The sequence below is a fragment of the Klebsiella sp. CN_Kp073 genome (genome assembly GCF_040065495.2).
Lineage (GTDB): Bacteria > Pseudomonadota > Gammaproteobacteria > Enterobacterales > Enterobacteriaceae > Klebsiella > Klebsiella aerogenes.
Genome location: NZ_CM198051.1, coordinates 3,403,822 through 3,428,526, shown reverse-complemented (window position 1 = coordinate 3,428,526; position 24,705 = coordinate 3,403,822). Strand labels below are relative to the sequence as shown.

At 54.4% G+C, this 24,705-nt stretch carries 21 protein-coding genes; 11 read left to right on the top strand and 10 right to left on the bottom strand.

The annotated features are described in order from the left end of the window. Positions 1 to 2 precede the first annotated feature (2 nt). Genes ssuD through ssuE form a run of 3 tightly spaced genes read right to left on the bottom strand, consistent with a single transcriptional unit; the run spans position 3 to position 2,675 of the window. Positions 3 to 1,148 carry an FMNH2-dependent alkanesulfonate monooxygenase gene (ssuD, locus tag ABLV66_RS16715; protein ID WP_348876208.1) on the bottom strand — a complete coding sequence of 382 codons (1,146 nt, stop codon included), beginning with the start codon at positions 1,146 to 1,148 and terminating at the stop codon, positions 3 to 5. Next, positions 1,145 to 2,107, bottom strand: coding sequence for a sulfonate ABC transporter substrate-binding protein (locus tag ABLV66_RS16710; protein ID WP_512173804.1), 963 nt, complete (start codon positions 2,105 to 2,107; stop codon positions 1,145 to 1,147). Before ABLV66_RS16710 ends, ssuD begins: the two co-directional genes overlap by 4 nt. Next, entirely contained in the window at positions 2,100 to 2,675 is a 576-nt protein-coding gene (gene ssuE / locus ABLV66_RS16705; protein WP_348876207.1) for an NADPH-dependent FMN reductase, read from the bottom strand. The genes ABLV66_RS16710 and ssuE overlap by 8 nt, the downstream gene beginning before the upstream one ends. Before the next feature lie 248 nt (positions 2,676 to 2,923). On the opposite strand from ssuE, the gene pyrD reads away from it, so the two are divergent. Beyond that, the gene (gene pyrD / locus ABLV66_RS16700; RefSeq protein ID WP_020079247.1) at positions 2,924 to 3,934 is read left to right on the top strand and encodes a quinone-dependent dihydroorotate dehydrogenase; all 1,011 of its coding nucleotides are present in this window, start codon (positions 2,924 to 2,926) and stop codon (positions 3,932 to 3,934) included. A gap of 169 nt (positions 3,935 to 4,103) precedes the next feature. Next, a complete protein-coding gene (gene zapC, locus ABLV66_RS16695; protein WP_045395659.1) occupies positions 4,104 to 4,646 on the top strand; it encodes a cell division protein ZapC in 543 nt (180 codons plus the stop codon). On the opposite strand, the gene ABLV66_RS16690 is transcribed toward zapC, so the two are convergent. Beyond that, positions 4,643 to 5,752 (bottom strand): YcbX family protein, encoded by a 1,110-nt coding sequence (locus ABLV66_RS16690; RefSeq protein WP_045395655.1) that lies wholly within the window; start codon positions 5,750 to 5,752, stop codon positions 4,643 to 4,645. The two genes, zapC and ABLV66_RS16690, sit on opposite strands and share 4 nt — an antisense overlap. A 98-nt stretch (positions 5,753 to 5,850) precedes the next feature. Here ABLV66_RS16690 and rlmKL point away from each other — a divergent pair, with 98 nt between their 5' ends. From rlmKL to rmf, 6 genes are all read left to right on the top strand, one after another. Then, the gene (rlmKL, locus tag ABLV66_RS16685; protein ID WP_213797504.1) at positions 5,851 to 7,956 is read left to right on the top strand and encodes a bifunctional 23S rRNA (guanine(2069)-N(7))-methyltransferase RlmK/23S rRNA (guanine(2445)-N(2))-methyltransferase RlmL; all 2,106 of its coding nucleotides are present in this window, start codon (positions 5,851 to 5,853) and stop codon (positions 7,954 to 7,956) included. Between the two features lie 12 nt (positions 7,957 to 7,968). Beyond that, on the top strand, positions 7,969 to 9,876 hold the full coding sequence (locus ABLV66_RS16680) for an ABC transporter ATP-binding protein (protein WP_213797503.1): 1,908 nt from the start codon (positions 7,969 to 7,971) through the stop codon (positions 9,874 to 9,876). Positions 9,877 to 9,890: 14 nt separating this feature from the next. After that, positions 9,891 to 11,159, top strand: coding sequence for a membrane integrity-associated transporter subunit PqiA (gene pqiA / locus ABLV66_RS16675; RefSeq protein WP_032711301.1), 1,269 nt, complete (start codon positions 9,891 to 9,893; stop codon positions 11,157 to 11,159). Beyond that, entirely contained in the window at positions 11,149 to 12,789 is a 1,641-nt protein-coding gene (gene pqiB, locus ABLV66_RS16670; protein ID WP_042892880.1) for an intermembrane transport protein PqiB, read from the top strand. The genes pqiA and pqiB overlap by 11 nt, the downstream gene beginning before the upstream one ends. Then, complete coding sequence (gene pqiC, locus ABLV66_RS16665; RefSeq protein ID WP_015367436.1) at positions 12,786 to 13,349, top strand: membrane integrity-associated transporter subunit PqiC; 564 nt, start codon at positions 12,786 to 12,788, stop codon at positions 13,347 to 13,349. The genes pqiB and pqiC overlap by 4 nt, the downstream gene beginning before the upstream one ends. 254 nt (positions 13,350 to 13,603) lie before the next feature. Continuing rightward, positions 13,604 to 13,771 (top strand): ribosome modulation factor, encoded by a 168-nt coding sequence (gene rmf, locus ABLV66_RS16660; RefSeq protein WP_015704906.1) that lies wholly within the window; start codon positions 13,604 to 13,606, stop codon positions 13,769 to 13,771. Positions 13,772 to 13,864: 93 nt separating this feature from the next. Here the strand turns inward: rmf and fabA are convergent, their stop codons facing one another. Continuing rightward, a complete protein-coding gene (fabA, locus tag ABLV66_RS16655; RefSeq protein ID WP_015704907.1) occupies positions 13,865 to 14,383 on the bottom strand; it encodes a bifunctional 3-hydroxydecanoyl-ACP dehydratase/trans-2-decenoyl-ACP isomerase in 519 nt (172 codons plus the stop codon). Between the two features lie 69 nt (positions 14,384 to 14,452). Continuing rightward, the gene (locus ABLV66_RS16650) at positions 14,453 to 16,210 is read right to left on the bottom strand and encodes an AAA family ATPase (RefSeq protein WP_348876206.1); all 1,758 of its coding nucleotides are present in this window, start codon (positions 16,208 to 16,210) and stop codon (positions 14,453 to 14,455) included. A 185-nt stretch (positions 16,211 to 16,395) separates the two neighbouring features. Between ABLV66_RS16650 and matP the strand changes: the two genes are divergently transcribed. Further along, positions 16,396 to 16,848 carry a macrodomain Ter protein MatP gene (gene matP, locus ABLV66_RS16645; RefSeq protein WP_015367432.1) on the top strand — a complete coding sequence of 151 codons (453 nt, stop codon included), beginning with the start codon at positions 16,396 to 16,398 and terminating at the stop codon, positions 16,846 to 16,848. A 94-nt stretch (positions 16,849 to 16,942) separates the two neighbouring features. Here matP and ompA read toward each other — a convergent pair whose 3' ends face one another. After that, on the bottom strand, positions 16,943 to 17,995 hold the full coding sequence (gene ompA / locus ABLV66_RS16640) for a porin OmpA (RefSeq protein WP_080473199.1): 1,053 nt from the start codon (positions 17,993 to 17,995) through the stop codon (positions 16,943 to 16,945). Positions 17,996 to 18,347: 352 nt separating this feature from the next. Further along, on the bottom strand, positions 18,348 to 18,857 hold the full coding sequence (sulA, locus tag ABLV66_RS16635; protein WP_348876205.1) for an SOS-induced cell division inhibitor SulA: 510 nt from the start codon (positions 18,855 to 18,857) through the stop codon (positions 18,348 to 18,350). 450 nt (positions 18,858 to 19,307) lie between these two features. Here sulA and ABLV66_RS16630 point away from each other — a divergent pair, with 450 nt between their 5' ends. Continuing rightward, positions 19,308 to 19,931, top strand: coding sequence for a TfoX/Sxy family DNA transformation protein (locus ABLV66_RS16630; RefSeq protein ID WP_045395642.1), 624 nt, complete (start codon positions 19,308 to 19,310; stop codon positions 19,929 to 19,931). Here ABLV66_RS16630 and yccS read toward each other — a convergent pair. Then, on the bottom strand, positions 19,919 to 22,054 hold the full coding sequence (gene yccS / locus ABLV66_RS16625) for a YccS family putative transporter (RefSeq protein ID WP_348876204.1): 2,136 nt from the start codon (positions 22,052 to 22,054) through the stop codon (positions 19,919 to 19,921). The genes ABLV66_RS16630 and yccS overlap by 13 nt on opposite strands. Positions 22,055 to 22,071: 17 nt before the next feature. Continuing rightward, positions 22,072 to 22,518, bottom strand: coding sequence for a YccF domain-containing protein (locus ABLV66_RS16620; protein ID WP_045395640.1), 447 nt, complete (start codon positions 22,516 to 22,518; stop codon positions 22,072 to 22,074). 123 nt (positions 22,519 to 22,641) lie between these two features. On the opposite strand from ABLV66_RS16620, the gene helD reads away from it, so the two are divergent. Beyond that, positions 22,642 to 24,696, top strand: coding sequence for a DNA helicase IV (helD, locus tag ABLV66_RS16615; RefSeq protein ID WP_047045647.1), 2,055 nt, complete (start codon positions 22,642 to 22,644; stop codon positions 24,694 to 24,696). Positions 24,697 to 24,705 lie beyond the last annotated feature (9 nt).

The window sequence follows — 24,705 nt, the reverse complement described above, 5'->3', positions numbered from 1 at the left end:
CCCTAACTTTGCGCCGCTTTACGCGGGATAAATTCATTCGCTACCGCTTCCCCCTGCATGCGCAGGTTTTGCGGCTGAGGGATCGTCGGAACGTTGACATCGAGCAGCGGGAACAGCAGTTCGCCGACTCGCCAGGCTTCCTCAAGGTGCGGGTAGCCGGAGAAGATAAAACTGTCGATGCCAAGTTCGGCGTATTCATTAATACGTTCAGCGACGGTGGCCGCATCGCCAACCAGCGCAGTACCTGCGCCGCCGCGCGCCAGACCGACCCCGGCCCACAGGTTCGGGCTGATCTCCAGTTTGTCGCGACGGCCGTTGTGCAGCGCCGCCATGCGGTGCTGGCCAACAGAATCGGTTTGCGCGAAGGCTGCCTGCGCGCGGGCGATGGTCTCGTCATCCAGATGGGAGATTAAGCTCTCCGCCGCTTGCCATGCCTCTTCATTGGTTTCGCGAACGATGACGTGCAAACGAATACCAAAGCGGACGCTGCGGCCGAGGCGCGCGGCTTTCTCACGCACCTGGGCGATTTTTTCCGCCACCTGCGCCGGCGGTTCGCCCCAGGTCAGATAGAGGTCTACCTGTTCGGCGGCCAGATCCTGGGCAACGTCCGAGGAGCCGCCAAAGTAGAGCGGCGGTCGCGGCTGTTGCTGCGGCGGGAAGAGCAGTTTCGCCCCGCGTACGTGCTGATGTTTGCCGTGAAAGGTCACGGTTTCGCCTTCCATCAGCTTGCGCCAGATATGGGTGAACTCGGCGGAGGCTTCATAGCGTTCGGTGTGGTCGAGGAATACGCCATCGCCGGCTAATTCATTTGGATCGCTGCCGGTGACCAGGTTGAACAAGGCCCGGCCATTAGAGAGTCGATCAAGCGTAGCTGCCTGGCGCGCGGCGACGGTAGGCGATACGACGCTTGGGCGCAGCGCGACGAGGAACTTCAGCCGCTGGGTGACGGGGATCATTGAAGCGGCAACCAGCCAGGCATCTTCACAGGAGCGTCCGGTGGGAATAAGTACGCCGGTAAAGCCGAGTCGGTCGGCGGTCTGGGCGATTTGCTGCAGATAGCTGTAGTCTACCGGGCGCGCCCCTTCGTCGGTGCCCAGATAGCGGCCGTCACCGTGGGTGGGTAAGAACCAGAACATATTCAGACTCATGATTTCGCTCCTTGTGCGGGGGCAGGCTGCCAGATACGGTTTTGAATAGTGATTTTTTTCGGTACCAGCTTGTTCTCATAGAACAGATCGGCGGTTTGCTGTTGGCGAGCGGCCGTTTCAGCGCTTACCGGGGATATCGCGGTTGGCGGACGATGGTCGAGATAGCTGGCGATTACCGCTTCGGGTAGCCCCATCGTTTTGGCCAGCAGGGCAATACTTTCCTGGCGATGGCTGATGGTCAGGGCATCCGCCTGGCTAAAGGTCGCCAACACGCCTTCGATAAAGGCGCTGTTCTTTTCGGCATAAGGACGGGCGGCAAGATAGAACGAACCGGTCTGCTTCAGGTCGCTACCATCTTTCAGTACCCGTACCCCGCCTTGCAGCAGCGCCGCAGAGTAATAGGGATCCCAGATAGCCCAGGCGTCGACATTACCCTGCTGAAATGCGGCGCGGGCATCGGCGGGGGCAAGATATACCGGCTGGATATCGCTGAATTTCAGGCCTGCCTGCTGCAGAGCGCGCAGCAGCAGATTGTGCGAGCTGGAGCCCTTCTGGAACGCCACCTTACGTCCTTTCAGTTCTGCCACGCTTTTGATTGGGCTGTTATCGGCGACCAGAATCACTTCCGCTTTCGGTTTCGCGGGTTCCGCGCCGATATAGACCAGATCGGCGCCGGCAGCCTGAGCGAAAATTGGTGGAATATCGCCAGTACTGCCGATATCAATACTGCCGACGTTCAGCGCTTCCAGCATTTGCGGCCCGGCGGGAAACTCGACCCATGAGATCTTAGTTTGCGGATAGCGCTGCTCCAGCAACTGATGGCTCTTCGCCAGCACCATACTGACGCTGCCTTTCTGGTAGCCGATGCGTAACGCTTCCGGCGCCTGCTGGGCCGCATGCGTAATAAAGGAAAGCATGAGTAGCCCGCCGAGAGTCAGGGCGCGCAGAGGATTAAGCATGCTCAACCCCCTGTAATGTCTTTAGTCCGGAGATACGGCTGTTGCGGCGATTCAGCGCCTGCCAGAAGGTCTCCAGCGCCTGGTCGAGACGGTTTTGCAGATTCGGTGTGAACTGCGGCTTGTGTTGATAATCGGTGACCTGGCTATCATCGGCGAAAACGCCATGTAAGATTTCCTGCGCTTTCAGAGCATTAAGCACCGGTTTCAGAGCGTAATCGACCGCCAGCATATGGGCGATGGTGCCGCCTGTCGCCAGCGGCAGGACAATTTTGCCTTCCAGAGCGCGTTCCGGCAGCAGGTCGAGCAGCGTCTTCAGCGCGCCGGAAAAAGAGGCTTTATAGACGGGGGTGGCGATAATCAGGCCATCGGCGCCGGCCAGTTGTTCATTTAAGGTATGCAGAGCGTGGTTATCGAAGCGGGCGTAAAGCAGATCTTCGGGATCAAAATTCTGTAAATGCCAGTGATAGACTTCGATGTCGGCTGCGGCAAGTTTCTCTCTGGTGTACTCCAGCAATGCGCTTGAGCGAGAAGGGTAGCGGGGACTGCCCGCGAGTGTAATAACGCGCATACTCTCTCCTTATAACCAAATGTTTGCATTTATCTATAATTGATAACATTTTATGGCAGTGTGACAGAGGGCGTTTATTTCCCTAAATGATTTTTCCGGCGTTAAATTGCCAAAATGCGCATAACAGGCGGTAGAGAAGTAAACGTTTGCGTTGGACACGTGATTTTTTGTCGCAGGTCAATTCCCTTTCGGGCGCGGATCGAACATAATACGCCCCCGGTTTGCACACCGGGAATCCAGGAGAGTTCATGTACTATCCCTTCGTTCGTAAAGCTCTTTTTCAGCTCGATCCTGAGCGCGCTCATGAAGTAACCTTCCAACAATTACGCCGCGTAACCGGCACGCCGCTGGAAATACTGGTTCGGCAAAAAGTACCGTCGAAACCCGTTACCTGCATGGGGCTCACTTTCAAGAATCCGCTGGGGCTGGCGGCCGGGCTTGATAAAAACGGCGAGTGCATTGATGCGCTCGGTGCGATGGGCTTCGGCTCAATTGAAATTGGTACCGTAACCCCGCGTCCACAGCCGGGCAATGACAAGCCGAGGATCTTCCGTCTCGTCGATGCCGAAGGTTTGATCAACCGCATGGGCTTTAATAACCACGGTGTTGATAACCTGGTCGAGAATGTGAAAAAAGCGCATTTTGACGGCGTACTGGGGATTAATATCGGTAAAAATAAAGATACCCCGGTTGAGCAGGGTAAAGATGATTATCTGATTTGTATGGAAAAAGTCTATCCATACGCTGGATATATCGCCATTAATATCTCCTCGCCGAATACCCCAGGGTTACGTACTCTACAATATGGTGAAGCGCTGGATGATTTACTCGGCGGTATTAAAAATAAGCAGCTCGAACTTCAACAGAAACATCAAAAATATGTTCCTGTGGCGGTGAAGATCGCCCCGGATCTTTCCGTCGAGGAATTGATCCAGGTGGCCGACAGCTTAGTTCGCCATAATATTGATGGCGTCATTGCTACCAATACCACCCTCGATCGTTCACTGGTCCAGGGGATGAAGCATTGTGATGAAACCGGTGGGTTGAGTGGTCGTCCATTACAATTAAAAAGCACCGAAATTATTCGTATGCTGGCGACGGAATTAAATGGTCGTTTGCCAATTATCGGAGTTGGCGGTATTGACTCGGTGATTGCCGCTCGTGAAAAGCTGGCTGCTGGCGCCACGCTGGTGCAGATTTATTCCGGGTTTATTTTTAAAGGCCCGCCGCTGATTAAAGAAATTGTTACACACATCTAATCTTTTCCGTCTCTGAATCTTCCCCAGGGCTTTATTTCCGGCCCTGGTTGTTTTATATTCCTTCATTGTTGCTTATTTAGACATTTTAGTCTTTTCTTAATTTTAGAAATTATTCTGTAGCAGGATGCCATTGCTTTGCAGAAGGAAGTGGAAGAGGACGGGGGTAGAAATGCGGATTAAACCTGACGATAACTGGCGTTGGTATTACGACGAAGAGCATGACCGCATGATGCTCGATCTGGCCAATGGTATGTTATTTCGCTCACGTTTTGCCCGGCGCATGTTAACGCCTGACGCTTTCGCACCGTCGGGATTCTGCGTCGATGACGCGGCGCTTTATTTTTCTTTTGAAGAAAAATGCCGCGAAATTGAATTAAACAAAGAGCAGCGTGCCGAATTAGTATTAAATGCCTTAACCGCGATCCGTTTTCTAAAACCGCAGATGCCGAAGAGCTGGCATTTCACCACGCATCAGCAGAACTGGCAACCCGCCAGCGGCGACGCTGCCAGCGTGTGGATCAGCGATACCGGCGAGCAGGTCAATTTGCTGGTGGTCGAACCGGGTGAAAACGCCACGCTTTGCCTGCTGGCGCAGCCTGGACTAACTCTGGCTGGCCGGGTGATGCAGTTAGGCGATGTGATAAAAATTATGAATGACAGGCTGCAGCCGGCACAGAGCGCGGCCAGCTACAGCCTCGGACAGGCGGTTTAAGGCGCCAGGCGCAGCGCGGTTTTCGGTACGCAGCTGCAGCATAAAATGGTGCCATCCGCGGCGACCGCATTTTTCTTTAACGGACTCACTTCTCCCTCTTCGAGGCGGATACGACAGCTGCCGCAGATCCCGGCGCGGCAGGAATAAGGGATACGAATACCCTGTTGTTCCAGTTGCTCCAGCAGTACCTGCTGGTTATTGCCGGTAAACTGTTGCCCTTGCCACTCAATCTCAACCGTCGCTTTTGGCTGCGTATCCGCCGCCAGGGTATCGTCGCTATCGCCGGCGCCATAGGCTTTAGCCGGACCACGGGTCAGCACTTCCACTTCATCACCCACGCGTATCACGCCGCTGTTGCGGGCGATCAGATTCTGGCCAAAATCGACATCGCCATTATCCTGCGCGGTACGAAAACGCTTTAACGTCTCCAGCGGTTCGCCGGACGGATGCTTTTGCCCACGTTCCGGGCTGACGGTGGTGAAAATGCAGCGGCTGCAGGGTTTGGCGACGTCAAATACTACCTCGCCGATGCGAATGACTTTCCAGCTATCTTCATCCCACGCCGCCGCGCCGGTGACCACCAGATTAGGGCGAAATTGTTCTATGCTTACGCTGGCAGGGCACCGCTGCTGCAGGTCGCGAAGCGAGGCCTCGTTGGCGAGCAGGTAGGGATAACCGTCGGCGAAGGAGAGCGGCACCGCGTCGTGACGTTTTACTCGCCGCGTTAGCTGCGGCCCGAGCCAGCGCAGTTGGACGTCGCGGTTGAAGAAGCCGCTGAGCCACTGGTTGATGGCGGCTGGCGCGATCAAGGCGGTGAAATGGTTGCCCCAGACCTCCGTCGGCTCGCCCTGGGGAGCGAAATCATCAAAGCGCACCAGCGCGCTGCTGCCATCCGGCGCGGTCAAATGCAGGCCGTCGTGAAGCGGAGAAGGCAGGAATTTTACCATCTGCGGAAACTGACGCGCGGTAATAAACGTACCGTCGGTTTCGGTCAGCATAAAGATGCGGTCGAAGGCCATGCCGCTAATATCGGCAAAGGCATGGGTGACGCCAATTCCGCGCATGGATTTGACGGGATGAATAAAAAGTTTCGATAGCGTTACCATACGCTGCCCCTGGGTTCAAAAATAAGCCTTTAACTTTATGACATAGGGCACATATTGGCTATAATGCGCACCAATTTTCTTTAAGTAAAAGTGACGATATGAAATCTCTGTTTGCCAGCACGGCTCGTGGTCTTGAAGAGCTGTTAAAAACTGAACTGGAAGGACTTGGCGCCACGGAGTGCCAGGTTGTCCAGGGCGGGGTTCATTTTCAGGGAGATACGCGACTGCTGTATCAAAGCCTGATGTGGAGCCGGCTGGCCTCGCGCATCATGCTGCCGCTGGGTGAGTGCAGCGTGTATAGCGATCTGGATCTCTACCTTGGGGTTCAATCGATTCCGTGGACGGAGATCTTTACCACTGACGCCACCTTTGCGGTGCATTTTAGCGGCCTCAACGAGGAGATCCGCAACAGTCAGTATGGCGCATTGAAAGTCAAAGACGCTATCGTCGATAGCTTCACGCGTAAAAACCTGCCGCGTCCGAATGTCGATCGTGAAAACCCCGATCTGCGTATCAACGTCTGGCTGAACAAAGAGACGGCGCATATCTCGCTGGATCTGAGCGGCGAAGGCCTGCATCTGCGCGGCTACCGTGACGGTACCGGCATGGCGCCTATCAAAGAAAACCTCGCGGCGGCAATCGTTATGCGCTCCGGCTGGGTAGCGGGAACGCCGCTGCTCGATCCGATGTGCGGCTCCGGCACATTGCTGATTGAAGCGGCGATGCTGGCGACCGATCGCGCGCCGGGTCTGCACCGCGGCCACTGGGGCTTTGGCGGTTGGGCGCAGCATGATGACGCTATCTGGAAAGAGGTGAAAGCCGAGGCGCAAACGCGCGCGCGCCAGGGGCTGGCCGCTTATGAATCGCGCTTCTACGGCTCTGACGTCGACGCGCGCGTGATTGAACGCGCGCGCCGCAACGCCCGCCGCGCCGGAATTGGCGAGCTCATCAATTTTGAAGTGAAAGACGTCGCGCAGCTCAATAATCCGCTGCCGAAAGGCCCGTACGGCACCGTTATCAGCAACCCGCCGTACGGCGAGCGCCTGGAAAGCGAACCGGCGCTGATTGCCCTGCACAGCCTGCTGGGGCGGATTATGAAAAACCAGTTTGGCGGCTGGAACCTGTCGGTCTTCAGCGCCTCGCCGGAATTGCTGAGCTGCCTGCAGCTGCGTGCCGATAAACAGTTTAAAGCCAAAAACGGCCCGCTGGACTGCGTACAGAAGAACTATCATCTGGCGGAAAGCGAAGGCGGCAAGCCGGCGATGCTGGCGGAAGATTTCGCCAACCGCTTACGTAAAAACCTGAAGAAGTTTGAAAAGTGGGCGCGTCAGGAAGGCATTGAATGCTATCGCCTGTACGATGCCGATTTGCCGGAATACAACGTGGCTATCGACCGCTACGGCGAGTGGGTGGTGGTGCAGGAGTATGCGCCGCCGAAAACCGTCGATGCGCACAAAGCGCGCCAGCGTCTGTTCGATATTATCGCCGCGACTATCGCGGTGTTAGGGATCGCGCCGAATAAGCTGGTGCTGAAGACCCGCGAGCGGCAGAAGGGTAAAAATCAGTACCAGAAGATGGCGGAGAAGGGCGACTTTATCGAGGTACAGGAGTATAACGCGCGTCTGTGGGTTAACCTTACCGACTATCTCGACACCGGTCTGTTCCTCGACCACCGTATTGCCCGTCGTATGCTGGGCCAGATGAGCAAGGGTAAGGATTTCCTCAACCTGTTCTCCTATACCGGCAGCGCCAGCGTCCACGCCGGTCTCGGCGGCGCGCGCTCCACCACGACCGTCGATATGTCGCGCACCTATCTGGAGTGGGCGGAACGCAACCTGCGTCTGAACGGCTTAACCGGCCGCGCGCATCGCCTGATGCAGGCGGACGTGCTGGGTTGGCTGCGGGAAAGTACCGAGCAGTTCGATCTGATCTTTATCGATCCGCCGACCTTCTCCAACTCCAAACGTATGGAAGATGCCTTTGACGTGCAGCGCGACCATATCCGTCTGATGACCGATTTAAAACGTCTGCTGCGTAAAGGCGGCACGATTATGTTCTCGAATAACAAACGCGGTTTCCGTATGGATCATGACGGGCTGGCGGCGCTTGGCCTGAAGGCGCAAGAAATTTCGCAAAAAACGCTGTCGCAGGATTTTGCCCGCAACCGTCAGATCCACAACTGCTGGCTGATTACCGCGGCCTGAAAGGAATAAAGAATGTCACTGATTAGTATGCACGGCGCCTGGCTTTCGTTCAGCGATGCGCCGCTGCTGGATAACGCTGAACTGCATATCGAAGATAACGAACGCGTCTGCCTGGTAGGGCGTAACGGCGCCGGCAAATCGACCCTGATGAAAATCCTCAACCGCGAGCAGGGGCTGGACGATGGGCGTATTATTTATGAACAGGATCTGATCGTCGCGCGTCTGCAGCAGGATCCTCCGCGTAATGTCGCCGGTACGGTGTACGATTTTGTCGCGGAAGGTATTGCCGAGCAGGCGGCGTACCTGAAATCCTACCATGATGTTTCGCATCAGGTGATGACCGATCCGAGCGACAAAAATTTAAATGAACTGGCTCGCCTGCAGGAACAGCTGGATAACCTTGGGCTGTGGCAGTTAGATAGCCGTATTAATGAAGTGATCGAGCAGCTTGGCCTTAACGCCGACGCGCAGCTGGCGTCGCTCTCCGGCGGCTGGCTGCGTAAAGCGGCGCTGGGTCGCGCGCTGGTCAGCGGGCCGCGCGTGCTGCTGCTGGATGAACCGACCAACCACCTCGATATCGAAACTATCGACTGGCTGGAAGGGTTCCTCAAATCCTTTAAAGGCACCATCATCTTTATTTCGCACGACCGTTCTTTCATCCGCAATATGGCAACGCGCATCGTCGACCTCGATCGCGGCAAGCTGGTGACCTATCCGGGCAATTACGATCAGTATCTGCTGGATAAAGAAGAAGCGCTGCGCGTCGAAGAGTTACAGAATGCTGAATTCGACCGCAAACTGGCGCAGGAAGAGGTGTGGATCCGTCAGGGGATTAAAGCGCGCCGTACCCGCAACGAAGGCCGCGTCCGCGCGCTGAAGGCGATGCGTCGCGAACGCGGAGAGCGCCGTGAAGTGATGGGCAGCGCGAAGATGCAGGTCGAGGAGGCTTCTCGCTCCGGCAAAATCGTCTTTGAGATGGAAAACGTCAACTATCAGGTTGACGGCAAAGTGCTGGTCAAAGATTTCTCCGCACAAATCCAGCGTGGGGACAAGATTGCGCTGATTGGCCCGAACGGCTGCGGTAAAACCACGTTGCTGAAGCTGATGCTCGGCCAGCTACAGGCCGATAGCGGGCGTATCCACGTCGGTACCAAGCTGGAAGTCGCCTACTTCGACCAGCACCGCGCGGAGCTGGATCCGGACCGCACGGTGATGGATAACCTTGCGGAAGGTAAGCAAGAGGTAATGGTTAACGGTAAGCCGCGTCACGTGTTGGGCTATCTGCAGGACTTCCTGTTCCATCCAAAACGGGCGATGACTCCGGTACGCGCGTTGTCCGGCGGGGAGCGTAACCGCCTGCTGCTCGCGCGCTTGTTCCTGAAACCCAGTAACTTATTGATCCTCGATGAACCGACTAACGACCTTGATGTCGAAACGCTGGAGCTGCTGGAAGAGCTGATCGATGGCTACCAGGGCACCGTGATGCTGGTGAGCCACGATCGTCAGTTTGTCGACAACACCGTGACCGAGTGCTGGATCTTCGAGGGCGGCGGCCGTATCGGCCAATATATCGGCGGTTATCACGACGCGCGCGGACAGCAAGCGCAGTCGCTGGCGAATAAACAGACGATTGTAAAAAAACCAGCGGAAGTCGCTCAACCGAAAGCAGAAAGTGTCAAACGCGCCGCCAGCAAACTAAGCTATAACCTGCAGCGCGAACTGGAACAGCTGCCGCAGAAGCTGGAAGATCTGGAAACTCAACTGCAGACGCTGCAGGAAAAAGTTGCCGATCCTTCGTTCTTCGGCCAGCCGCATGACCAGACCCAGCAGGTGCTGGCGCAGTTAGCGGAAGCGGAACAGGCCCTGGAAGCGGCCTTTGAACGCTGGGAATATCTCGAAGGACTCAAAAACGGCGCTTAAGCTGAGGAGTGTTCATGTGCGATCATCATCATGCTGCGCGGCACATATTGTGCCCACAATGTGATCTGCTGGTGGCTTTGCCGCCGCTGGAGCATCGCCAGAAAGCCGCATGCCCACGCTGCGGCACCACGCTCACCACATCGTGGGACGCGCCGCGGCAGCGTCCCACGGCCTATGCGCTGGTGGCGCTGTTCATGCTGCTACTGGCAAACCTGTTTCCTTTTGTTTATATGAAAGTCGGCGGGATCAGCAGCGAAATTGAGCTGCTGGAAATACCAAACGTGCTGTTCACCGAGGATTACGCCAGCCTTGGTACGTTCTTTTTACTGTTTGTCCAACTGGTCCCGGCGTTTTGTCTGGTGACCATCTTATTGTTGGTCAATCGCGTTCATATGCCTTCACGCTTGAAGGCGTTTCTGGCGCGGATTTTGTTTCACCTCAAAAGCTGGGGGATGGCCGAGATTTTTCTCGCCGGGGTGCTGGTCAGCTTCGTTAAACTCATGGCCTACGGTGATATCGGTGTTGGACTGAGCTTTGTTCCCTGGTGTCTGTTCTGCCTGCTGCAGTTGCGGGCGTTTCAGTGCGTCGATCGCCGCTGGCTGTGGGACGATATTGCGCCAATGCCGGTCATCAAGCAGCCGCTGCGCCCTGGCGTACCGGGGCTGCGTCAGGGTCTGCGCTCCTGCTCGTGCTGTACGGCGGTGCTGCCAGCGGATGAGAAAGAGTGTCCGCGCTGTCACACCAAAGGTACCCCGCGGCGTAAAAACAGCCTGCAGTGGACGCTGGCGCTGCTGATGACGTCGTTTGTGCTCTATTTACCCGCCAATATTCTGCCGATTATGATTACCGATCTGCTGGGCGATAAAATGCCGTCGACAATCATGGCGGGCGTCGTTCTGCTGTGGAGTGAGGGCTCTTACCCGGTCGCGCTGGTTATCTTTATCGCCAGTATCATGGTGCCGACGTTAAAAATGATCGCTATCGGCTGGCTGTGCTGGAGCGCGAACGGAAACGGCGCGCGTGATTCAGAGCGTATGCACCTGATTTATGAAGTGGTTGAATTTGTTGGCCGTTGGTCAATGATCGACGTTTTTGTCATCGCGGTACTCTCGGCGCTGGTGCGCATGGGAGGCTTGATGAATATCTATCCGGCGATAGGCGCGGTGATGTTCGCGCTGGTCGTTGTCATGACCATGTTCTCGGCCATGATGTTTGACCCACGTCTATTGTGGGACCGTGAACCAGATCCAAGCCATGAGGAAATGCAACAGCATGGAAAATAAGAGCGGAGAAGCGAAAGTGCAGAAGGTGAAGAACTGGTCACCGGTCTGGATCTTTCCGATTGTGACTGTGCTCATCGGCGCATGGATACTGTTTTACCACTACAGCCATCAGGGGCCGGAGGTGACGCTTATTACCACCAACGCCGAAGGCATTGAAGGGGGTAAAACGCGTATCAAGAGCCGCAGCGTTGATGTCGGGGTGGTGGAAAGCGCTATCCTGACTGATGACCTGAAACACGTAGAAATTAAAGCGCGTCTGAACTCGGGGATGCAGAAGCTACTGCATAAAGATTCGGTGTTCTGGGTGGTGAAACCGCAGGTGGGGCGCGAGGGGATCAGCGGCCTCGGCACTTTGCTTTCCGGCGCCTATATCGAATTACAGCCGGGTAAAGAAGGCTCTGTCGCGCCGCAGTATCCGCTGTTGGATTCGCCGCCACTGGCTTCACCGGATGCCAAAGGTATCCGTGTTTTGCTGGAAAGTAGCAAAGCCGGGCAACTCTCGCCCGGCGATCCGGTGCTGTTCCGCGGCTATCGCGTTGGTTCGGTTGAAACCAGCACCTTTGATACGCAGAAGCGCCGCATCACTTATCAGCTGTTTATCAACGCGCCGAACGACCGTCTGGTGACCACTAACGTTCGCTTCTGGAAAGATAGCGGTATTGCGGTTGATCTTACCTCTGCGGGAATGCGCGTTGAGATGGGATCGCTGTCGACGCTGTTTGGCGGCGGTGTAAGCTTTGATATTCCGGAAGGATTGGATCTCGGCGAGCCGGTGGCGAATAAAACGGAATACCACCTGTTTGACGATCAGAAGAGTATCCAGGATTCGGTGTTCACCCAGCATATCGATTACGTCCTGTTCTTTAAAGATTCGGTGCGTGGTCTGCAGCCGGGAGCGCCGGTTGAATTCCGCGGTATTCGCCTTGGTACCGTCGGCAAAGTACCGTTCTTTATCCCCGGTTTGAAACAGAGCCTGAACGATGATTATCGTATCCCGGTAGAAGTGCGTATTGAGCCGGAACGTCTAATCAACCAGCTGGGCGGCGACCCTAACATTCGCGCGCATATTGACGATCTGATCAACCGCGGCCTGCGCGGTTCGCTGAAAACCGGCAACCTGGTCACCGGGGCGCTGTATATCGATCTCGACTTCTATCCGAAAGCGCCTCCGCGCGGCAAGATTCAGGAGTTCGGCGGCTATCCGATCATTCCAACCGTCAGCGGCGGTCTGGCGCAGATCCAGCAGCGTCTGATGGATGCGCTCGATAAGATTAACAACCTGCCGATTAACCCACTGCTGGAGCAGGCGACCAGTACCCTGGCGCAGAGCCAGAAAACCATGCAGCGTGTCCAGACTACGCTCGACAACTTGAATAAGATCACTTCAAGCCAGTCGATGCAGCAGCTTCCTGCCGATATGCAGAGCACGTTGCGCGAGTTGAATCGCAGTATGCAGGGCTTCCAGCCGGGCTCGGCGGCCTACAATAAGATGGTTGCGGATATGCAGCGGCTGGATCAGGTGCTTCGTGAACTGCAGCCGGTACTGAAAACCCTCAACGACAAGAGCAATGCGCTGGTATTTGAGGCCAAGGATAAAAAAGATCCGCAGCCGAAGGGAGCGAAACAATGAAAAAGTGGTTAGTGGCGGCAGCGGTATGCGTACTGACGGCCTGCAGCAGCGGTGGTGAGAGTAAAACTTACTATCAATTACCGGTAGCAAAGAGCGGCGCGCAAAGCGCCGTCAACCAGAGCAAGAATTTGCTGTGGGTTGAGCAGGTCAGTATCCCTGATTATCTGGCCGGCAATGGCGTGGTTTATCAGACGACCGATGTGCAGTATGTGATTGCTAATAACAATCTGTGGGCCAGCCCGCTGGACCAGCAGTTACGTACCACTCTGGTGGCGAATCTGAGTAACCAACTGCCGGGCTGGGTGGTGGCATCGCAGCCGTTAGGCAGCGAGCAGGATACGCTTAACGTCTCCGTAAGCGGTTTCCACGGTCGCTACGACGGCCGGGTCATCGTTAGCGGTGAATGGCTGCTTAAGCATCAGGGGCAGTTAATTAAGCGTCCGTTCAATATTGAACTTAAGCAACAGCAGGATGGCTACGACGCGATGGTTAAGACCCTGGCGCAGGCCTGGAGCCAGGAAGCCACCGCGATTGCGAGCGAGCTGAACCGCCTGCCATAAGTAAAATTAATACAATACAAGCCGCCGCGACCTGAAAAATCGCCGCGGCTTTTTTATTTGCCGCGTCAGGTTGATAGTTGTGCTGGCTCACGATTTTTGTACAAATGAACTTTCATATAGCTCACAAATATGACACTGGCGTGAATTTTGCGCATTGACGCTGCCTGCGTTTCGCGGTAAAGGTTATACGTGGTTGCATATTTAGTGACCACTGTTTTCTTTTCCACCAGATCAAATAATGAGGGAAACGAGGCATGAAGAGACAAAAACGAGATCGCCTGGAACGGGCACATCAGCGTGGATATCAGGCCGGCATTACCGGCAGATCGAAAGAAATGTGTCCCTACCAGACCCTTAATCAGAGGTCCCATTGGCTAGGAGGTTGGCGAGAAGCCATGGAGGACAGGGTGCAAACTGCCTGACTGTCTCTTTAAAAAAGAAGCCTTCGCTCTGCGAAGGCTTCGCCTTTTGTACTTCAGGACCTTTTGTACTTCAGGATAAGTACGGAAGGTAAATCAGAACGCGGAAGTATCCTGGAACAGACCTACTTTCAGGTCAGTTGCAGAGTAGATCAGACGACCATCAACCAGCACTTCGCCATCCGCCAGGCCCATGATCAGGCGACGGTTTACAATGCGTTTGAAGTGGATACGATAGGTGACTTTTTTCGCCGTCGGCAGAATCTGACCGGTAAATTTCACTTCGCCTACGCCCAGCGCGCGGCCTTTTCCTTCGCCGCCCAGCCAGCCCAGATAGAAGCCAACCAGTTGCCACATTGCGTCCAGACCCAGGCAGCCAGGCATTACCGGGTCGCCGATGAAGTGACAACCGAAGAACCACAGGTCCGGGTTGATGTCGAGCTCAGCTTCAACGTAACCTTTGTCGTAGTTGCCGCCGGTTTCGGTCATCTTGACGACGCGGTCCATCATCAGCATGCTTGGCGCCGGCAGTTGCGGGCCTTTCGCGCCAAACAGTTCACCACGACCAGAGGCAAGAAGATCTTCTTTTGTATAGGATTCGCGTTTATCTACCATGTTTTCAGTAAGCCTTATTTTGAGTTCGGGACGCAGGATAGCTAACACGTGTAAGCTGAACAAGTCCGATCAGTTCGAATTTGATCCGCCTAACCAGCGTAGCGGCCATGGAAAACGATGGCGAGTCTCTTGTTGCATCGCCTGCGCAATCCGTTCCTGAATAGTTTGTCGTAGCGTTTGTCCTTCGCCATCCCATTGCAGTTGGGTGAGAAGCGGCAGGGCTTCGGTAACGTCGTCAATGGCCCAGATAAAGAACCGCTCGTCAGCCACTGCCTGGCGAAGTTCCTGGGCGAGGCTCAGATGACGGACGTTGGCAGACGGGATAATGACGCCTTGCTTGCCTGTTAATCCGCGCTGCTGGCAGATAGTGAAGAAACCTTCAATCTTTTCGTTCAGACCGCCGACCGGCTGGACGCGACCGAACTGATCGACCGAACCGGTAATCGCAATACTCTGGTTAATCGGCACATTGGCCAGCGCGCTGATGAGAGCGCACAGCTCGGCCATTGAGGCGCTATCGCCATCCACTTCGCTGTAGGACTGTTCGAAGGTCAGCGATGCGCTAAACGGCAGCTGCTGTTCAAGTTCAAGCTCGGACATGATAAACGCCTGCATGATCATCATGCCTTTGGCGTGAATATTGCCGCCGAGTTCAGCTTTGCGTTCTACATCAATGAATTCGCCGTCGCCGATATGCACTACGCAGCTGATGCGCGAAGGTTCGCCAAAGGCGCGTGGGTGGCCTGGAAATTCGATTACCGACAGGGCGTTGATCTGACCGATGCATTCGCCTTCGGTATCAATCATGATCTGATCGAGAAGAATTTCATCGCGCATCCGCTCGGCAAGATAGCCTTCACGCCATTCACGGCGCTCAAGCATGGTTTGCATCTCCGCGCCGCTAATCCATTCGCCTTCGCAGAAGGCTGCCGCTTCACGCAGCTGGCGGCTAATCCAGAGAGGGGAAAGCGGAAGCGTCTCCTGATCGCCGGTGTCTCGAGCGCCTTCTGCAATCAGCAGCGGCCATGCGTCTGCCGCCGGCCCCGGTAGCGAAAGCTGGCGAGCATTTTGCCAGACCCACTGACACCAGAGTTTCAGGGTGTCAGCATCGGCTATCTGCAGGTTGTCTTCATACTCGCTATAAATGGCCTGCGAGGCGAGTTCCGGTTCCATCTCCTGGAAATCAGCCAGCGCATCGCGCTCGCCGATCAGAATGATCCTCAGGTTCAGCGGCATGGAGGGAATGCTAACGGGAAGAGGGCGGGATTCGTCAATAGACAGCCAGTCAAAGCGCTGACGGGTCACCATGTTCTTCAGGCGCATCCACAGCAGCGGCTGGGCCAGCAGCGCGCGCAGGGAGAGCAACAGGACGCCGCCGTTCGCGCGATGCACCAGGCCCGGTTGCAGCGAAATTTCGCCGTTAAACTGGCGTACGCAGCCAAAGAGCTGTTCCGCTTCAATCCAGTCTGCGGATTCAACCGGACCGCTGCTGGCAAAATTGTCTTCCGCGCTTTGGGCCGGCGACAGGGTTACGTTGCCGCCGTTGACCTGATAGCGTACACCGAAGAGCGCTGTTGTGGGTTGCTGCAGGCTGCGGGCGGCTTCGGCTACCCAATGCAGATATTCCGGTTCTTCCGGCGCCTTTACCAGCATAAAAGATGAAATGGCTGGCGTGATCAGAAGCTGTTCCAGCGCATAAAATAAACGGGGCTGTAGATCGCCGGCGAGGGATGCCTCTGCCTCGGCGAGATTGACCTGGGTAAACAGCGCCTGATAACTTTCCGTATCAGGAGCGAGGTCGTTTCGGGTAAGTTTCGTAATGGTCAAAGTCGCTGTTTTTTAGTCAGATGTAAAACGAGCGATTATACCCGATGCCGCGTCTGAGCACACGGAGGATTGCGTTTATCACGCTGATAATGGAATCGTCCACATCACGAAAGATGATTTATTCTCAGCACATCCAGAAAAAACTGATATCCTGAAATGAGTTACACGGTCACATTGAGATCGCAATGAAATATCAACAACTGGAAAACCTTGAAAGCGGCTGGAAATGGAAATATCTGGTAAAGAAGCACCGGGAAGGTGAGCTGATTACCCGCTACATTGAAGCCAGCGCTGCGCAAGCCGCGGTCGATGTCTTGCTGACGCTCGAAAATGAACCTGTTCTGGTGAATACCTGGATCGATCAGCATATGAATCCGGAGCTGGCTAACCGGATGAAGCAGACTATTCGCGCACGACGCAAGCGTCATTTTAACGCCGAGCATCAGCATACGCGGAAAAAGTCCATCGATCTGGAGTTCGTTGTCTGGCAACGCCTGGCCGGGCTTGCCCAACGGCGAGGAAAGACATTATCAGAAACCATCGTACAGCTGATTGAAGACGCCGAGCATAAAGAAAAATATGCCAGCAAGATGTCGAGCCTGAAGCACGATCTGCAGGTGCTCTTAGGAAAAGAGTAAGTATTGTCGCGACGTTGCTTGTGATTTTTCTTTTTGAGCTCAAAATCAGGCCAAAAAAAACCCCGCATCAGCGGGGTTTTTTATCGTAGAAAACTTAAGCCTGCGGCTGAGTTACTACGTCTTTGTAACCTTTAACTTCGATCGCTACGCGACGATCCGGAGCCAGGCAGTCGATCAGTGCAGCGCGAGCTTTCACGTTGTCACAGGTGTTGCCGGTAACCGGATCAGATTCGCCCATACCGCGAGCAGAGATCTTGTTAGCCGGGATGCCTTTAGCTACGAGGTAGTCAACAACGGACTGAGCACGTTTCTCAGACAGTTTCTGGTTGTACTGCTCGGAACCGATGCGGTCGGTGTAACCCAGAACAACTGCAGAACCGTCTTTCGGGTCCATGTTGCTCAGCTGGGTGTACAGCTGATCCAGAGCCTGCTGACCTTCTGGTTTCAGAGTTGCTTTGTTGAAGTTGAACAGTACGTCAGACTTCAGGGTGAAGGTCTTGGTGGTGACTTCTGGAGCCGGAGCCGGAGCCGGAGCTACAACCGGTGCATTGTCTTCCTGACCGAAACGGTAGGAAACACCAACGCTCAGCATGCCGTTGTCCGGACGAACGCCTACAGTGCCTGCGTCGCCGATGTTGTTAACCCACTGGTATTCCAGACGGGTAGCGATGTCACGGGTCATTGCCCACTCAACGCCGCCAGCGAATACTGGGGAAACGCCGGTGTCGTGGTTGTCGCCAGCGATGCTGTTGCTGGAGTCAGCGCGCCATACCATGCCGCCCAGACGGGTGTAGATGTCCAGATCGTCAGTGATCGGGTAACCCAGTTTAGCGGTCAGCTGAACGCCCTGAGCTTTGAATGCGCCGTTAACTTTGTCGCCTTTGTAAGGCATACGGCCCAGCCAGTCGTAACCCATTTCGAAACCGAGGTACGGGTTAACCTGATAACCACCGAACGCACCAGCGCCCAGCTGGCTTTCGTGGGTCGGGCCATTGTTGTTCAGGTTGCTGTTGTACCAGCCGGTGTCATGGAACTGGGACCAACCCAGTTTACCACCTGCATACCAGGTGTTATCTTTCGGAGCGGCCTGCGCTACGGTAGCGAAGCCAGCCAGTGCCACTGCAATCGCGATAGCTGTCTTTTTCATTTTTTGCGCCTCATTATCATCCAAAATTCGCCATGATGGTACATAAGACCTCACGGTTAAATCCTTCACCGGGGGCGTGACTCGTTGTTAACTATGCTGATACATGCAGCGTAAGCCGATCACCCCTGGCGATGTAAAGTCTACAACTTAGTTAGAAACTTACAAGTGTGAACTCGGTCAGGCATATGAAAAAAAAGGGTTGTATACACAATATTTAACAAATATGGTTAATTTGTGAACACGGTAAAAAGTCGCGAAACCGCACCACACCGGGATCTCTGTGAAATTAACCACTTTACGAGAATGGTTTTTGATGAGGCAAAAAAAATTCCAGGATTAATCCTAATTTCACTCAATGATATAAATTTGAGTGAATTTTTAGCCCACTTAATTGTCTCCCAGGCTGGCTTGTATTTCTCACCGGGCGCATGATAAAGCCCATCGCATGACCTTCTTCTGCGGCGAGCGCCAGGCGTTCATGCTCTTGTTCAGTAAGTTCATCCGTCAGCCAGCCAATAACCACGCTATAATTCCCGGTACGTAAAGCGCGAATCATCGATTCCAGAGTGTTGCAGGGCGACATCTGGTTAATTTGCATCACTTTTGATAGCGGCAGACCGGATGATTGTACCCATTCTTTACTCAGCTTCTGCTGCGGCGTGAGCCACAGTTGCCAGCGCGACTGCTGGCCCAACTGTTGTAATAAAGGTAGCAACAAAAGCTGCGTCATCATGGGTTGATCTTCGCGATAGACGATTTCACTAATCAGCCCAGTGGCTGAATGTTCGACGACGCTGTGCGAAGAGCGACGTACTGAAGCCGAAGTCAGTGGTGAACGATTTGCGTGAGCTGAAGTAAACATAGTCTATCTCGCCTGTGAGTTACTGTATGTATATACAGTATATCCACCAGGGGTTAACGTCAACCTCATTTTCCCACTTTTGCATATATTTTATGCACTCTACCCGGCTATGAATCAGAGCTGCGGCGACTTGTTTATATGAATTCACTGTCCCCATGCTGAAGCCGCAGGAGATATTTCCCTCTATTTATCTTTGCTTCACGGCTACCGGGCATGATGTCGATGGGGCCGATATGCTGTTTATCAATTAACATTGCTTAAGTATTCAGCGAGTCTCTGCAACACGATTTGCAGAATAACTTTTTCCTGAAAGCGCCTCGCAAAACGGCGAGCTGGTTGAAATGAAGCCAAAATTCATCTTGCTGCACAAAACGAACTCACTTATTTTCTTCAATAACGGATCCGTTAATAAAAATTACTTTTATATGCATGATTACCAAAGGAATGATCATGAAGAAACTATCAAAATTACGGTTCCTCCAGTTTCAGGAGTGCCTTTCTCCCTTAGGCAAAATCAGTAGCCGGCCTCTATTTGGCGGTTACAGCCTGGCGATAGACAATACCGTGTTTGCCATGGTGGCCGAAGGCGAAATCTATCTTAGAGTGTGTGAGCAAAGCGCAGAATATCGGGTCGAGCATCATAGCCCAATGTTAACCATGCGCAAAAATGGTCGGCCGGTAGCGCTAAAATATTACCGTATAGATGAAGCATTATGGCAGGACAGTAAAATGCTGTTTCACCTCTCGGAGCTGTCTTTGCATACGGCGCGTAGCGAAAAGCAGCATCAGCGTGATTCTGGCAGGCTAAAAGATTTGCCTAATATCAGTTTCCACATGGAATTGATGTTGATTCATGCCGGAATAACCGATGTGAAAATGCTGCGTACAATTGGTGCGGAAAAAAGCTGGTTAAAATTGAGGGAGCATAATAAAGGAATATCAATCAATGTCCTTGAGTCCCTGGCGGGCGCGATTGCCGGCACCCATTCCGCCGCGCTCCCGGCGCAGCGGCGCCAGGAGCTACGGGAGTGGGCTAATACGCAAGGGTACGGCGTGGAGGATTATTCTGGTTGACCGGCAATCCGGCGCTGCAGGCGACATATTTCCGGCAGCAGTGCGAGCAGTAGCCCAATCTGCTGCAGGACCAATGGTTCTTTGCTGTCGGCTCGCGGTTCCAGGTGTTGAATACGTGATTGCAGGTTGCTGAGCGCCTGCTGAACGCGCTGTTCGTCCGCGGGAGAATGATGCAGCGCATCATCGACGTAGCAGACGGCATCATCGAGTAACGCCAGTATTTCCGGCGTCGTCAGTTTCTCCCTGTGCGCCCCCAACGCGGAAATATAGCTGGTAAACGTATGGTTAAGGCACAGCAGGCGGAATGCGGTTTCACGCATTGTGTTGTCGGCTTTTGGCTCTGTGGATAAATTGGATACCACTGATGCCAGCTCGCTATCCCGGTTATGTGCATTACGTCGGGCGACGCGATACTCAAGACGGTTGTCGCGCCCCTGATGGTACTGCTCAAGAATAGCGTCCAGATAACGGCAGTTAGCGTTGATAGCCTGATCAAGTACCCGAGGTAAATTACGGAAGTTCCAGTCTGGCCAGATAAAGGTCACTGCCGCCCAGGCGATAGCGCAGCCGATTAATGTATCGAGGATACGCGGTAAAGCGACTTCGAATCCCTCGCCCAACAGGTTAAAGCACAGCAGTACCAGCAGCGTGATAAACATAGTGGCATGCGCATACTGGACGTTGCGAAAGGCGAAAAACAGCACACCGGTTAGTACAATGAGCAATAGCTGGCCTTCGACCGAGGGAACCAGCAGCAGCACCGGTAGCCCGATAGCGACCCCTACCAATGTCCCGATGATCCTTAACGCCAGGCGATGCCGGGTAGCGTTATAGTTCGGCTGGCAAACAAACAGGCTGGTCAGCAGAATCCAGTAACCGTGGTTGAGGCCGGTAAACTGAATGAAGGCATAGCCCGCGCACAGCACCAGTGACATGCGCACCGCATGGCGGAAAAGCGCCGATTCCGGCGTCATATTGCTGCGCAGCCGTAGCCAGATATCGCTAAAGCCGCTGGGGCGATCGTCTGCAAGCAGGTTTTCGGGATGGTTGCTGGCCAGCACGCTGGTTTGCACCGATTCGATGGTTGCCAATTGCGCATCAATGGCGCGTAGGTTATTGAGTAGAAAACCCAGCGCTTTGACCTGATCTTGCGGCGCGCCGCTGGCGCGAACGCGATCCAGCGCCGCGTCAAGATGCATAAAGGCGCGTTCAAAATGCGCATCATGCTGATACGGAACGCGTAAGAGGATGGCGCGGGAGAGTTTCTGACACGCCTGCGCCTGCATCGACAGCATCCGCTGGAAACGGAACATCACATCGCTGTAGCGGAAATGGTCGCGAAGCGTCTGATACTGAATATGCGACGAGCTGGCACGCTCATGAATGTCCTGAGCGACGAAATAGTACTGTAGGGTACGACGAGTACCGCGTTGCCCGCGGTCGCCGCGCAGGCGCGTAAGTAAAGACGCTTTCGTCTGGTTCAGCATCGCAACCAGTTTGCCGTTGGCGAGCGCCAGATCGTACAACGGCGCCTGACTTTCATCTTCGATATCCGGATCGAACAACCGTGATTTAAGTTCAAGATACTGCGCCAGCTGTTCATAGCTGCGCGCAAGGTTATCCTGCAGCGGACGAATGGGGAAAATAAGATGACCGGCGAGTGTTAATACGTTGTACCAGATGGCGCCAGCCAGCAAAAAGAGCGGCTGCAGGTACCAACTGTTATACAGAGTGACCCCTAACATGGTGTAGATAGCGATCAGTAAGGCGCCGAAAGCAATGGTGGCATAGCGTTGACCCAGACCGCCGAGCAAGATAAAGCCCGTCGTGGACAGGGTTAAGCCTATAGCAAACAGCCATGGCCACGGAAACAGTAATTCCACCGATGCGGAAGCAATAAAGAAGCAGACCAGCGTAATGGCGAGATTACGTAGCCGCCCGGTGAGGCGATCGTCGAGGTCGGTCAGCGCCGCGGCTACCACCCCGAGCGTTAACGGGATCGTGAGTTTGACTTCGCCAATCCACCACGGCGCGATCGTGGTGCCACAAAGCGCAATAAATATCCTGGCGTTATATAACCAGGCGCTATTCCATGTATAACGGCGGAGCAGGGGGCTTAACATAACAGTGATCCGTACAATTACTGAAAGCGGCGGCGGGCGTTGGCTTCGCGTGCGGCGCGAGCCGTTTCAACGGAGACCACGCGGCGTCCTACTGGCCAAAGCGCAATAGCGGCAATTTTAAAGTTGGCGATCCCGACAGGGATACCAATGATGGTCAGGCACTGGGCGATACCGCTGAAGATATGCATCAGGCACAGCCACCAGCCAAAGAACATGAACCACAAAATATTCAAAATAGTGCCGCCCGCGTTCAGTAAGCTGTTTTTTGCTTCAGGTTCCAGTTCATCAACATGAATGGCTTCATTACCGTAGGGGAAAAGCGATAACCTGGTAATTTCCCAACATGAACGGGTCAGCGGTAACGTGAAAATCAAAACAATACTGACCAGCGTCGCCAGTAGCCAACCGAGCGTGGTGGCGAAACCGCCAAGAACAAAGTTTAAAATATTCAGAATGGTACGCATAAACCCTCTGGTTAACCCTATGGATAATAAGACCCGACAATTGTAACGTTTTTTTGCGCTGGAGCACCTGCTCGCGGGCGGTTAAACTTAAAAACATTCAAACTGATTGAAATTTGGCGATATATGGAACTTAAAGCGACAACATTGGGCAAACGCATGGCGCAGCATCCTTATGATCGGGTGCAGTTGCTGAATGCCGGGGTTAAAGTCTCCGGCGATCGTCATGAGTATCTTATACCTTTCAATCAGTTATTGTCAGTTCAATGTAAGCGTGGCCTGGTGTGGGGCGAGCTGGAGTTCGCACTGCCTGAAAGCAAAGTTGTGCGTTTGCATGGTACCGAGTGGGCTGAGACGCAACATTTCTATCATCATCTCAATAATCTCTGGCAGCAGTGGAGCGCGGAGATGAGTGAAATTGCCGCGCAATTACTGCGCCAACAGTTAAGTGAAATTGAACGCGCCAGCGCCGAAGGTAAGTGGCTGACCCGCCAGCAGGTCGCCGATGTTCAGGCGAAGATACGCCGGGCCTTAACCGGACTGCCTTTCCCTGAGAGCCGTCTGGATGAATTTGATAACTGCCGCGAACTGTGGCGCCAGTGTCAATGCTGGCTTAGCGATATCGACGAGGCTCGCCTGGCGCATAATCAAGCCTATACCGAAGCCATGCTGGAACAGTATCGCGCTTTCTTCGATAAGGTCGAGTCTTCACCGCTCAACCCGGCGCAGGCGCGGGCGGTGGTTAACGGCGAGCGTTCGTTGCTGGTGCTTGCCGGCGCCGGTAGCGGAAAAACCTCGGTGCTGGTCGCCCGTGCAGGGTGGTTGTTAAATCGCGGCGAGGCGGCAGCCGATCAGATCCTGCTCCTGGCGTTTGGCCGTCAGGCTGCTCAGGAAATGGATGAACGTATTCAGGAGCGATTGGGAACCGACGAGATTGCTGCTCGGACCTTTCATTCACTGGCGTTACATATTATTCAGCAGGGTAGTAAGAAGGTTCCGGCGATCAGTAAGCTGGAAAACGATACCGCCGCCCGGCAAAAGCTTTTGTTGAAGGCCTGGCAGCAGCAGTGTCAGGAGAAAAAAGCGCAGGCTAAAGGCTGGCGTCAGTGGTTGATGGATGAGATGGAGTGGCAGATTGACGAAGGCGATTTCTGGCAGGATCGCGCGCTGCTGCGTCGCCTGGCCGGCCGTCTTGACCGCTGGGTTAGTTTGATGCGTATGCATGGCGGCTCGCAGGCGGAGATGATCGCCAGCGCGCCTGAAGAAGTACGCGACCTCTTTAATAAGCGTGTGAAACTGATGGCCCCGCTACTGAAAGCCTGGAAAACGGCGTTGAAAGAGGAGAATGCCGTTGATTTCTCCGGGCTTATTCACCAGGCCGTTAACATACTGGATAAAGGCCGTTTTGTGAGCCCCTGGAAACATATTCTGGTGGATGAATTTCAGGATATCTCTCCACAGCGCGCTGAATTGCTGGCGGCGCTGCGCCGGCAAAATAAACAGACCACGTTATTTGCGGTGGGTGACGACTGGCAGGCTATCTATCGCTTTAGCGGCGCGCAGCTCTCTTTAACCACGGCATTTAACCACTACTTTGGCGAAGGGGACTGTTGCGCGCTGGATACCACCTATCGATTTAATGGTCGTATCGGCGAAATCGCCAACGGTTTTATTCAGCAAAACCCGCATCAGTTGGCTAAACCGCTGAATAGTCTGACCGCTGGCGATAAGAAAGCGGTAACCCTGCTGCCCGACGATAAACTCGACGATCTGCTCGACAAGTTGAGCGGCTACGTTAAACCGCAACAGCGGATTTTGCTGCTGGCGCGCTATCACCATCTGAAACCCGCCGCGCTGGAAAAAGCCGCGACCCGCTGGCCGCATCTGCAGCTAGATTTTATGACAATTCATGCCAGCAAAGGCCAGCAGGCTGACTTTGTTATTGTGTTGGGCTTGCAGGAGGGTGATGACGCCTTCCCGGCGCCGGCAAGAGAGTCGGTGATGGAACAGGCATTGCTCCCACAGCCGGAAGATTTCCCTGATGCTGAAGAGCGTAGGCTACTGTATGTGGCGATAACCCGCGCCCGCCTGCGGGTCTGGCTGCTGTTCAATAAAGAACGACCATCGCCGTTTGTTGAGGTTTTGCAGGAGTTGGGCGTGCCGGTGGCGCGAAAGCCCTGATCATCGGCG